This window comes from Nonlabens ulvanivorans (assembly GCF_032922765.1).
In the GTDB taxonomy this organism is placed as follows: Bacteria; Bacteroidota; Bacteroidia; order Flavobacteriales; family Flavobacteriaceae; genus Nonlabens; species Nonlabens ulvanivorans.
In genome coordinates this window covers 1,790,281-1,803,664 of the sequence record NZ_CP136694.1, presented here as the reverse complement: position 1 = coordinate 1,803,664, position 13,384 = coordinate 1,790,281, and the positions used below count along the sequence as shown (strand labels likewise).

8 protein-coding genes are annotated in these 13,384 nt (G+C 34.4%); all 8 read left to right on the top strand.

Annotated features, from left to right (window positions below):
- Positions 1–79: 79 nt before the first annotated feature.
- The 8 genes from hsdR (at position 80) to R1T42_RS08000 (ending at position 13,186) form a co-directional block, all read left to right on the top strand.
- Positions 80–3,292: a type I restriction-modification system endonuclease gene (hsdR, locus tag R1T42_RS08035; protein WP_317289975.1), complete on the top strand. Its 3,213-nt coding sequence runs from the start codon at positions 80–82 to the stop codon at positions 3,290–3,292.
- A 4-nt stretch (positions 3,293–3,296) separates the two neighbouring features.
- On the top strand, positions 3,297–4,571 hold the full coding sequence (locus tag R1T42_RS08030; RefSeq protein WP_317289974.1) for an AbiH family protein: 1,275 nt from the start codon (positions 3,297–3,299) through the stop codon (positions 4,569–4,571).
- A 104-nt stretch (positions 4,572–4,675) separates the two neighbouring features.
- The gene (locus R1T42_RS08025; protein ID WP_317289973.1) at positions 4,676–6,181 is read left to right on the top strand and encodes a class I SAM-dependent DNA methyltransferase; all 1,506 of its coding nucleotides are present in this window, start codon (positions 4,676–4,678) and stop codon (positions 6,179–6,181) included.
- Entirely contained in the window at positions 6,181–7,530 is a 1,350-nt protein-coding gene (locus tag R1T42_RS08020; protein ID WP_317289972.1) for a restriction endonuclease subunit S, read from the top strand. Before R1T42_RS08025 ends, R1T42_RS08020 begins: the two co-directional genes overlap by 1 nt.
- Before the next feature lie 128 nt (positions 7,531–7,658).
- A complete protein-coding gene (locus R1T42_RS08015) occupies positions 7,659–9,170 on the top strand; it encodes an AAA family ATPase (protein ID WP_317289971.1) in 1,512 nt (503 codons plus the stop codon).
- 3 nt (positions 9,171–9,173) lie between these two features.
- A complete protein-coding gene (locus tag R1T42_RS08010) occupies positions 9,174–10,019 on the top strand; it encodes a hypothetical protein (protein WP_317289970.1) in 846 nt (281 codons plus the stop codon).
- A 230-nt stretch (positions 10,020–10,249) separates the two neighbouring features.
- On the top strand, positions 10,250–11,911 hold the full coding sequence (locus tag R1T42_RS08005) for an McrB family protein (protein WP_317289969.1): 1,662 nt from the start codon (positions 10,250–10,252) through the stop codon (positions 11,909–11,911).
- Positions 11,912–11,914: 3 nt separating this feature from the next.
- Entirely contained in the window at positions 11,915–13,186 is a 1,272-nt protein-coding gene (locus tag R1T42_RS08000) for a 5-methylcytosine restriction system specificity protein McrC (RefSeq protein ID WP_317289968.1), read from the top strand.
- Positions 13,187–13,384 lie beyond the last annotated feature (198 nt).

The window sequence follows — 13,384 nt, the reverse complement described above, 5'->3', positions numbered from 1 at the left end:
TTCCCCTAAAACACAGATTTTCCTACATCATTGGATAAGTGCGTTTTAGGGTTTTTTATTATTAAACATTAAAATCTAGATGAGCTATTTTAATTTTCTTAAAGATGACTATCCCAAACTTTTTGTGATAGCCGAATTATCTGAACAGCTCATTCATATAGATCCTAGTTCATCGTTGTCTAAGACTAGATTGCTGGCTGAAAAGATGTCTCAATTAATTTGGGATTTTGAGCAAATGGGAGATTTTAATGGCACTCAATTAGATAGGCTCAATAGATTGGCTTATTCTAATATCTTGCCTGAAGTTATTGAAGGAATCTTTCATACGATTCGAAAGTCTGGTAATCAAGCTAGTCATGATGGGACAGGTTCTTTTGATCAAGCCAAGTTTATTCTTAAGAAAGCCTTCAAACTGTCTAAATGGTTTTATGAAACCTATGAGAATGATTTTCTAGAACTAGCAGCATACGAATTGCCAGCAGTAGTTGATGAACGTGCTCATGAATTGCAAGGCCAACTAGATTTCTTAGAACAGCAATTACAGGATTATAAAGCAAAAATTGAAGAACTCAATAGCTCAAAAGAAGTTCAAGAGACGCGTAAATCACGCTCTAATAAAAGTGCGCGTAATATTGATCTTAACGAGCACGACACAAGAATACTTTTAATTGATCCAGCGCTTAAAAAAGCAGGTTGGGAAGTAGATACAGATTTACTGAATTATAAAACGCATAAAACACTTCCTGAAAAAGGTCGCAATATGGCGATAGCCGAATGGTATTGTGATGGGAAATGGGCTGATTATGCTTTATTTATAGGCACAACACTTTACGGAATTGTAGAAGCAAAAAGATATCGTAGTGATATTTCTACTGATTTAAGACAGTCTAAAATATATGCAGAACGGATTACCGATGCTCAAGATACAGAATTGTTGGGCAAATGGAATACCTATAAAGTACCTTTTCTATTCAGTACAAACGGTAGAGAGTTTTTAGAACAGCTCAAAACTAAAAGCGGAATTTGGCACTTAGATATTAGGAAAAAAGATAACCATGCAGCTGCTTTAAAAGGTTGGTTTTCACCTCAAGGTCTTGTGGAATTATATGAGCGTGATATTGATGAATCTAACGATAGATTAGAGAAAAGCGATTATGACTACCTAGCAGATAAAACTGGACTTTCACTTCGCGATTATCAAATAGACGCCATTAAAAAGGTTGAAAAGAAAATTATAGAAAGACCAGAAGAACAACGTTCTTTATTAGTAATGGCAACTGGAACAGGTAAAACCAGAACAGTAATAGGTTTGTCATACAGACTTATAAAGTCCGATCGTTTTAAACGCATTCTATTCTTAACAGATAGAACTATGCTGGCTACACAAGCTCTGGGCAATTACAAAGAAAATAAAATTGAAAACCTAAATTCATTTGGAGATGTTTATCAACTAGAAGAATTAAAAGACACCACACCAGATGGTGAGACTCGACTGCATTTTGCAACGGTACAGAGTATGGTGAAGCGATTGTTTTATAATGAAGATCCATTACCTATAGACAGTTATGACTGTATCATCATTGATGAAGCACACAGAGGTTATAACCTAGATAAAGAAATAGATGAAGATGATCTTAGTTTTAAAGATCAAGACGATTATGTAAGCCAATATAAAAAAGTGATTGAGTATTTTAATGCTTATATCATTGGTTTAACAGCAACACCAGCATTACATACCACTCAAATTTTTGGAGAACCAGTCTTTAGTTATTCCTATAGACAGGCAGTTCTTGATGGTCACTTGATAGATTACGAGCCACCTTATAACATTAAAACCAAACTCAATTCAGAAGGAATAGTATGGAAAAAAGGAGAACGACCTAAAGCCTATAATCCAGAAACTGGTAAGATTGAAGAACTGGCAGCACTAGACGATGAGTTGAAATTTGAAATAGACCAGTTTAATAAATTGGTGATTACCGAGCCTTTTAACCGTGCCGTTATCAAACAACTGGTGCAAATCATCGATCCTGAAAGTGAAGAAAAGACATTAATATTTGCAGCTAGAGATGAACATGCAGATTTGATTGTGAAAATATTCAAGGAAGAATTTGACGCAATAGGATGTAGAGTAGAGCAAGGAACTATTGAAAAAATTACAGGTAAATCTTATAATCCGCAGGAGTTAACTACGCAATTCAAGAACGAAAAATTTCCAACTATTGCGGTAACGGTAGATTTATTAACTACAGGAATAGACGTTCCTAAAATTACGAATCTTGTTTTCTTAAGACGAGTACGCTCACGTATTTTGTATGAACAAATGGTAGGTCGTGCGACTAGAAAATGTGACGAGATCAATAAAGAAGTATTTAAAATTTATGATGCCGTACGATTGTACGAGGCATTAGAAGATTTTATACAAATACGTCCTGTGTCAGATCCACGTATATCGTTCCAGCAGCTCGCACAAGAGATGGAGCATATTGATAATGACGATCGCGCACAACGCCAGATGCAAAAAATCATTGCCAAGTTTCAAGTAAAGAAACGCCAGATTGAAAAAGTAGATCGCAATGAAGAGCTGCAATACAATGCTCAAGGTAAAACAGCAGATGAGCTATTGAATATTTTTAAGAATGCACAAGGCAGCGAGGTAGCAAATATCATTAAAGAGTACGGCAGTTTATGGAAATTTCTAGATCAAAAGTTTACCAGACCAGGCATGCAAATGGTGGCAGATCAAGAAGACGAGTTCATCGCCATGGAGCAGAAATTTGGTGAGGCGCAAAAGCCTGGAGATTATATTGAGAGTTTCAATCATTATATCGCAACACATCGCAATAAGGTGCTGGCTATTAAAACCATATTGACTAGTCCTAATTCCCTAGACCGTACATCGCTTAAGGAGTTGAAGATGATGCTGGATCAAGATGGATTTAATGAGCGTTATTTAAATGCCGCTTGGCGACAGTCTAAAAATGAAGACATAGCAGCAGATATTGTAAGTTATATAAGAACCGCTGCGTTGGGAGAAGCGTTGGTTTCTCACGAGGATCGTATTAAGTCCGCTTTCGCGAAAGTGAAAGAAACCAAAAACTTTAATGCCTTACAATTAAAATGGTTGACACGTTTTGAAGCCCAAATGCTAGCCGAAACGGTGCTTACCAAAGAAGATTTAGACAAAGAACCTTTTAAAAGTGATGGTGGATTTAAAAGAATCAACCAGCAGTTTCAAGAAGAGGTAGAGCAAGTGATTGACTCTATTAATAATCATTTATATACGGCATAGTCCATTGAATAGAATCGTATTAATAGGGAATGGATTTGATCTAGCGCATGGGATGAAAACGTCCTATAATGATTTTATAGAATTTTTATGGGAAGATATTCTTGAAGAGGTAAAAGCTAGTGATACACTTTCGGTTGATAATGATTTATTTAAGGTTGCAGGACACCAAGGCAAGCAAGGAGAATTAGATAAAGACTTTCCAGCAAAACGTAAGATAGAAACGTTATTTAAAACTAGATCTTTTAATAATGACTTTTTTAAAAGATTAATAGAATGTCAATACATAGAAGGTTGGGTGGACATTGAAAAAGAATTTTATAAAAGATTGACAGAATGTTATAAGATCGATCAACAGCAGAAAACCAATGCTAGTAAAAAACAGATTGATCAACTTAATACAGATTTTAAACAAATAAAAGGTAAGCTACAGCAATATTTAATTAAGGAGCAGTTAGCATTCAATGATATCCTCAAAAAGGGTGAATTAAATTTTGATAAAATTGCAAGATCTATTGGTTCAAAAATGTATAAGAATATTGAATTAAGAGAATGCTCTGAGGATTATAAAGATGATAAAGTAGCTTTAAAATATGATCAATTAAAAACGCCTTATTTAAGATTCAAAACGGGACATGAAACTGACACATATTATGAGAAAATATTTAAGAGGTCGCACGACGGTTTTTCTGTAAAACAGTTAAAGAAACTAATGGTTGAAAATGAAAGTCTTAAGCTATTTATAAATATGCCAGATGAAGTATTAAGGCTTTCGTTTAATTATACATTGACAGAAGAACTTTATTTTGATTCTACTAAATTTATTAGGTCTGATTGGATGCACCCTATCGTAATTAAACCTATTCACATCCACGGTTCTATTCGTGAAGAAGATAAGAACCCAATTATTTTCGGTTACGGTGATGAGCTAGATGATGATTATTTAGAAATTGAAAAACTAGATGATAACCGCTATTTAGAAAATATTAAGTCTGTCAAATACTTAGATCGCGATAGTTATAAAAGATTGCTGGAATTTGTGAATAGTGATCAATATCAGGTGGTAATTATGGGGCATTCTTGTGGTAATTCTGACAGGACCTTACTCAATACCTTATTTGAACATGATAACTGCGTTTCTATTAAACCTTATTATCATCAGAAAGAAGATGGAAGTGATAATTATAGCGATATTGTACGCAACATTACTAGAAACTTTAATGATAAACAGAAACTGAGAGATCGTGTAGTGAACAAACAATATTGTGAACCACTACTTTGATTTAATTACGCTTTCGCGAAAGCGAGACAAAAAGAAAGCGAGAACACAACAATAGATAAAACAATCAAGATGCTGAATCAAGTTCAGCATGACAAAGGAAAGATATGAGTGCAGATGAAATTGCAAATAAATTATGGAACCTATGTAATGTCTTGAGAGATGATGGTGTGACGTATCACCAGTATCTTAATGAGTTGACCTACATATTGTTCTTAAAACTGACTGAGGTTAAGGATTTTGAAGAGCATATTCCTGAGGAATACCGCTGGCGTGGTTTTGTAGAAGAGCATGATAATAATGAGGCGTTTGAGCGTTACAAGAAATTTCTAGTGACTATTTCTAATGAGACGACCAGTCCTAGTATTAAAGAGATTTATAATAATGCGAGTACGAGTTTACGCAAACCGGTCAACTTTAACACGCTGGTGCAGTCCATAGAAAAACTGGACTGGTATGAAGAGAACGATCGCGATGTGATGGGCGATATTTATGAGAGCCTGCTAGAGAAAAATGCGGGCGAGAAAAAGAGTGGTGCTGGACAGTATTTTACGCCAAGACCGTTGATTAATATTATGACGCAATTGCTCGCGCCACAGCTGGGCGAGCGATGGAATGATCCTGCGGCTGGGACTTTTGGTTTTATGATCTCGGCAGACGAGTATTTGCGTAGCAAGTATGAGAACTATTATGCTTTAAGTGATAAAGAGCGCAAGTTTCAGAAAGAACAAGCTTTTAGTGGTGTAGAACTAGTAGGCGATGCGCACAGACTGGCATTAATGAATGCCCGATTGCACGGTATGGAAAGCGAGATCATACTAGGCGATACACTTACGGAGATGGGTAAAAACCTAAACGGTTTTGATGGCGTGCTGGCAAATCCACCATTTGGTACTAAAAAAGGCGGCGAGAAACCTACCAGAGATGACTTTACCTTCCCTACCAGTAACAAACAACTCAACTTTTTACAACACATTTATAGAAGTTTAAAGAAAAACGGGAAGGCACGCGCAGCGGTCGTATTGCCCGATAATGTACTCTTTGAAGATGGTGACGGACAGAAGATACGTCGTGACCTTATGGATAAATGTGATTTACATACCATTTTAAGATTACCCACAGGAATCTTTTATGCCGCAGGTGTAAAGACCAATGTGCTCTTTTTTACCAGAGGTAAAACCGAGAAAAATAATACCAAAGGAATATGGTTCTATGACATGAGAACCAATGTCCCTAATTATGGAAAACGCACACCGTTTACACAAACCGCTTTCGCAGATTTTGTAACAGCCTACACAGGCGGCAAAACCATAGCAGACCTAGAAAAAAACTATGACGGTTCCATTTCAAACCGTCCACAAGTGTGTCACACTGAGCCTGTCGAAGTGCTTTCTAAAGAAGATGGCAATGCAAGCAAAGACGAACGCTGGAATTATATAACTCGAGAAGTAATCGCCAGCAAAAACGACAGCCTAGATCTAGGCCTGATCGCAGACGACAGCGTGAGCAAAGCCGAAGACCTAGGCGAACCTGTAGAAATTGCCATCGAAGCCCTTAACGAACTCAATGCCATTCAAAAACAACTGAAAGCGATGATAAAAGAATTAGGCTAATGGAAAAGCAATTGCCAAAAGGTTGGGTGGAGACTGACCTAGATTCAATATTTAATCTCAAATATGGAAAAGGTTTACCAGTAAAAAACTTGACTGAAACAGGTTACGATGTTTATGGTGCAAATGGGATTATAGGAGCCTATTCTGATTATCATTATAAAGAACCACGAGTGATTATCTCTTGTCGAGGTGCTGCCAGTGGTGCAATTCATATTACAAATCCAGAATCGTTTATAACTAGTAATTCGATTGTGTTAGATGAAGTAAAAGTGGATGTCCTAAATCAAAAATATCTCTTTTACATTATGAAAGCGGTTGATAAGTCTGATGTAATAACTGGAACAGCACAACCACAAATCACAATTCAATTACTAAAGGATTTACAAATCCCACTACCACCACGAGCAGAGCAAGACCGTATTGTGGCAAAAGTAGATGATTTAATGGCGCAACACGCTGCGATACAGCAAGCGATGGAGCGTATTCCACAACTCTTAAAAGATTTCAGGCAGCAAGTGTTGACTCAAGCGGTGACATTTAAAACTACCAAAAAACAAAGTTTTAAAACTATCAAAGACTTTGAGATAGAAATAAAAACAGGTCCTTTTGGAAGTGCTCTCCATAAGTCAGAATATATTGATTCTGGTATTTATGTGATTAACCCAAGTCATATTAAAGATGGGGAAATAATACCAAAAAGTAATGTTTCAATCTCTAACACTAAATTCCAAGAGTTGAAAAGATGGGAGCTAAAAGAAGGTGATGTTATTTTGGGAAGACGTGGAGAAATGGGGAGATGTGCATTATACAAGTCATCTTACGGAAAAATGATATGTGGTACTGGCTCTATAATTTTAAGAGAAAATAAAAATATTAGTGCAGCTTTCCTTGACCTTTATTTGAGAAGTGATTTTGTGATTAATTATTTGGAAACTAACTCTGTTGGATCAACAATGATTAATTTAAATCAGAAAATTATTAATTCTTTACCGTTTCCTAATGTAAGCAAGGAAGAACAAAATAATGCAATTTCTAAATTGGCTAGCCTGTTTGAAAAAGCTACGGCTATTGAGCAACGTTATGAGCAGTTAAAATCACAAATAGACAGTTTACCACAAGCCATTTTACATAAAGCCTTTAAAGGTGAACTTGTCGAGCAGCTGGATAGTGATGGTAGTGCGAGTGAGTTGTTGAAGGACATCTCGTCTGCGCTCGATGTGACAAAAACAAAAGTAAAAACAAAAGTAAAAACAAAAGGAAAAACAAAAGGGAAATCAAAGTCTAAATCAAAGTCTAAGGTGTCAGTTCGAGCGCAGTCGAGAACGATTCAGCAGTCGAGAATGATTTGAAGTCGAGAACGAGTTATATAATTGATGAGAAGTAGGGCAAAATCAAGATTATTGCGAGCATTAAAGGTAAAGTGCTTAGAGGTTAGAAAAGATGTACGTAAATATTAGTTTAAATAAACTTAGAAATCATGAAAATTAATTTACATATAAATCAGGATAGTTATAATGTTAACGAGTTTTATTTGACGAAGGATAGTTGGGATGATTGGGGTTATAAAACATTATTTGAATTATACTATTATAATGAAAATAAGGAATTTGATAATATTGGTTCAGTCAAAATAGCAATGAAAGGAATGAAATCTGGTTCTACATCTGTTCCAGATAGTTTTGAAAAATTAGATAATGATTACTTTTCGTTAGGTGAAGAAAAAGTTTATTACGAAAATCTAAGTAATTATGATGAATCAGTTAGATGTTTTTTATTAGATGCACTAAACGATATCGCCTTTAATGAAGAGATTTACGATGAAGTTATTAATGAAAGTGTTACTGCAATTTCACTTTTAAGAACTGTTTCGGTTGATAACATTATCGTTGATTTTAGAAGTTTAGCGAATGGAGATGCTGTTCTCTCTGAATATAAATTTCAATATAATTTCCCAAGTACTAAATCTAGTATTGCACCTAGACCTCCTATTACCTTTCATGTCATACCTAATAATTTACCTACAACTAATATACACGTTTTAATCGGTAGTAATGGTGTTGGAAAAACTTATCATTTTAACAATATGATAGATTCGTTACTTAACAATTCTAAATCTAGTTCAAAATACGGATACTTTACTTCTCAAACAGAATCAGATGAAATTTTCGCAAATTTAGTTTCTGTCTCGTTTAGTGCTTTCGACGACAGGGATCCTCCTGAAGAAAGAAATGATAAGTCAAATAGTATTAATTATTCATATATAGGATTAAAACGAGTAAAGTCTGATAAAAATTCAGCTCCAAAAAGCACAACTATTTTAAAAAATGAATTTGTTAAAGGTTTAGAGTCTATTTTAAAAGGCGCAAAATGGAAACGATTAAAATCGGCACTTTTAATTTTGTCTTCTGACCCTGTATTTAGTCAATTTGATTTTATTAAAGTAATTGAGGATTACAATTTTTCAGAAATAGAAATTAATGTAAACAAGGAAATAGGAGATTTGTTTAGAACCTTAAGTTCTGGTCATAAAATAGTGTTGTTGACATTAGTAAGGCTTGTTGATACAGTTGAAGAAAGAAGTTTAGTTTTATTAGATGAGCCAGAAACACATTTGCATCCACCTTTATTATCAGCGTTTATGAAAGCACTATCAAACTTACTTAGACAAAGAAATGCGGTTGCCATAATAGCTACTCATTCACCAGTAGTTTTACAAGAGGTACCTAAAAGTTGTGTTTGGAAATTTAGTAGAGTTGGAACTTATTCTAAAGCTGAAAGATTATCTATTGAATCTTATGGAGAAAATTTAGGTACATTAACAAGAGAAGTTTTTGGATTTGAAGTAACAGATTCAGGTTTTCATAAGTTAATATCGGAAGTTGTAAAGGGTAATTATACTTACAACGAGGTTCACAAAAAATTTAATGGAGAATTGGGTTTGGAAGCGCAATCTATTATTCGCGCATTATTGAACACAAGAAACTACTAGTCTATGAGAAAACTTAATCTACCAGTTGAGGACGCTATAGATGTATTTGATATATGTATAAGTAAGGTTCAAAATAATGATTTAAAAGCTAGGCTAGAACATTGTAAACCAAACCTTATAACTGCTGTAACTGATTATACAACTAAAGCTCCAAGAATTGAACTTCATACCATAGCAACTCATAATTCAATTAATGGGAATGTTTCTTCGGAAGAAATGAAAAAAGTATATACAGATAGGATGGTTGGGTCTACATCTCCTGGACGTTATATCTATGATAAATGGAGGGCATCTGCTCCAAATAACATATGTCCTTTGTGCGCTCAAAGAACAACAGATACTTTAGAACACCATCTACCAAAAGGAAACTATCCAATATATTCCGTAGTACCAATTAATATATTTCCAGCTTGTAGTGCTTGTAATAAAATAAAATTAGATTTAGTAGTCAATTCCCCTGAAAGAGAACCTATTCATCCCTATTTCGATGATGTAGATGATGAGTTATGGTTAAAAGCAGAAGTTATTGAATTAAAACCTGCTTCATTAAGATTTTACACGGTTAAACCAGATAATTGGGATGAAATCAAGTATGAAAGAATACGTAATCATTTTAAACTTTTCGAGTTAGAAAAATTATACGGATCACATAGTGCAGTAGAATTAACTAATTATAATTATAGGATAAATGAGATGTTTGAGACTGGCGGTGCATTATTAGTAAGAAATTTTCTAGAAGGTAGTTGGTTAAGTATGAGGAATGTCAATTTAAATTCTTGGCAGACTGCCACTTATCAAGCACTATTTAATTCCAATTGGTATCAAGAAGGTGGTTTTAAATCAGAATGATTAAATTAAAGTATAAACAGATCCAAAAAATACAATTTTTCCTTGCAGATGGTTCTTCCAAGAGTATGTCATAGGTAGAGTTAATTAATTAGTAAAGACCATTGTGTTTCCTAGAAATAAGATGCAAGAAACATAAAGGCACTGTAAAGTAGACTGAAAAGAGATATACTAGAAGAATTAAAAATGAAAATTGATTGATATTATAATTAAAAATAAAAGCAATTAACGCTATGAATTATTGGCACATACAAATGAGTAAACCTCATGGTAGAGATGGAAGGACTTATGTAGATCCTATGTCAATGCTAAATTTACATTCTCCTATTATAGGAACTGGAGAATGGGATGATTATCAATGTCGCTACTTTAAAAAAAATCTTGCGAAGGGTTCTATAGTTTGTGTCAAACATGGTGGAAAACCTATCGCTTTATGTGAAGTGATTTCTGAATGTTTTAAGGATTCAGAACTAACTAAAGAGTTTTATAATATTTACTACCGCCGTGTCAAGGTATTAGATTTTTATGATGGAGATGAATCTTTTCCACAACCTCAAGGCACATTGAATAGAGCTGTAACTAAAAGTACACCTACATATCAATTCATTAAGAATTGGTATGTCAAAACCAAAAGGAAGTTAGAAATGAAAGATTTGATAAACATTTTAAAAAGTAAAAACCAAATCATCCTACAAGGTCCGCCAGGAACTGGTAAGACACGTCTTGCTAAAGAAATAGCATACCAACTTATTTTTGATAAGCAAGCGCCAACAGATGATGAGCAGAAAGTTGCTTTGTCCAGTTCAGATCAATTTGAGATCGTTCAATTTCATGCATCATATAGCTATGAAGATTTTGTAAGAGGTATTTCTGTGGAGAATATAGACGGTAAAGTTATTTATGAAACCAAAAATCGAGTTTTAGGAGAAATTGCTGCAAAGGCGAATAGGAACTATCTACAAAGTAATGAAGATTTAGAAACATCTTATCAAGAACTTTTCCTAGACGAGGCTTTTGATGAGTTCATCGGAGAAATAGCTGAAAAAATAGAATCTCAAGGTAATTACCAACTAACAGACAAAGTTTCTTTAATCAATGTAGATGAAGATGCATTTAGATACAAAGGTGAAAATGGATGGAATGAGCATGGTCTTAGGATGAAATTCTTAGATATCAAAAAGGCTTTCATAGATAATAATACCTCTAGACAGGACATTAAGAAAAATAAATCACTTTCAAGTCAAGCTAATTGGCACTCTAGCTATTACGTAAGAGTATTAAATGACTTTCAGAAATATTGGGATGAAAATCTAGTAGAGAACGAAAAGAAGAAACCACAACATAAAGTAGATGTGAAGAATTATGTTCTCATCATCGACGAGATAAATCGTGCAAATTTGTCATCTGTTCTAGGAGAATTAATTTATGCTTTAGAATATCGTGGTGAACCAGTAGAGAGCATTTATGAGATAAAAGGTAAAGGAAGAGAAATCATATTACCAGAAAATCTATTCATCATAGGTACCATGAATACCGCAGACCGCAGTGTAGGTCATATTGATTATGCGATACGCAGGCGTTTTGCTTTTGAGTCGGTATTGCCTCAAGATTTAAGTGGTCGGTTGGAAAGTGGTTACGCTTTCGCGAAAGCGGAATTTGATAAAGTAAAAGCATTATTTGTAAAACCAGAAACAGACTGGAAACGATCAGATCATTTATCTGAGGAATTTGACCCCAAAGATGTGTGTATAGGTCATAGCTATTTTATTCATAAAGAAGGTGAAGATATTTCTCAACGTGTAAAGTATGAAATCAAACCTATTCTTGAAGAATACATAAAGGATGGAGTTTTAAAGAATAGCGATAGTTTACGTGATGAATTAGATAGTCTATAATTAATGCTTAGACTACCAGAACAATATAATTATGGTGATAAACATAATCCCTTACTTGAGAAGCATAATGCGAGTCATGTATTAGATGTCGTAGGAGATTATGAACATTCTTTTTTAGGTGGTAAGAACTTATGTTTTAGCCTTCAGGAAAAGGAACAAGGTTATAGAGCAGAAACCTCATATTATATAGGCATAGACCATATAGGCGATTCGGGAAAAGTGATTCATGTACAACCAAAGCTAGATGATGAAGAGCGTAAAATTGATTATTACGCGGTATTAGAACAAGCGCTTTCTGGTAACTTAAAACCAAGTGAGACTAAAGGTTTGTTTGAGATAAAATTCAATCAACCTTTAATACCAATAGATCAAGAACAAGATTACTTGTCGCCATTGCTATTTGCTCAATTTTTAAATCTATTAAAGAGCATCGTACATAAAGGATTGAGAAAGTCTTATTACCGCGTAGAACACAATATGACTGCCAAGGTAAAAGGGAAGATTCTAGTAGGAGCAACGATAAGAAACAATCATGTGCACGGTCGTATGGATCGCTCAGTCTGTTCTTTTGAAGAATATGGATTGGATCATTTTGAGAATAGATTGCTTAAAAAAGCATTGCTATTTGTGTCGGCTAATTTACATACCCATAAAACATTCAAATCACTTAAAAAGACAGTCGCCTTTTGCCGTCCTGCGTTCACTAAAGTCAGTGAAACGGTCAATGAAAATCAAGTGAATAACTTTAAGGTCAATCCGTTTTTCAAAGAATATGCAGCCGCTTTAAAACTAGCCAAGTTGATTTTGAAACGCTATGGTTTCAAGTTGGAAAATGCCACGAGTGAAAAAGTTGCTACACCACCGTTTTGGATTGATATGTCAAAGATTTTTGAGCTGTATGTGTACCGACAGCTTGAAAAAGCCAATGGAATAGAGAAGCTGTTATATGAACCAGTTATTGATGGATTAAGACCTGACTTTTTAATTAAATCCAATGAATTTACTGGAGTTATTGATGCTAAGTATAAACCTCGGTACAAGACTAATAAAATTGACGTTTCAGACTTTAGACAGGTGTTAGGTTATGCTAGAATGACTAAGGTTTATGATGAACTAGAAATTTCAAAAGATTCTTTAATTGATTGTTTGATTATTTATTCTAATCAAGCCGAAAGTGATTTGAAAGTTGAGTTGGAAAAAAAGGTGGCAGAAGAAGGATATGTTCGTTTTTGGAAGTTGGGGATTAAGTTGCCTGAGATAGGTTATGAGAGGTAACTTGAAGCTTAAAACATAAATTATTCAGATTACTTTATAAATACGCATATCTTTTAAAGGATGAAATACTTGTTTGAGATTATGTTCAAATACTATGGAACATTTGATTTCAACGGAATTGATATAAGTTGATTTGATGGCTTCCTAGTAACCTAGCCTTAAGTATCATAACATACAAAAATTTAGCATATAGCCTGT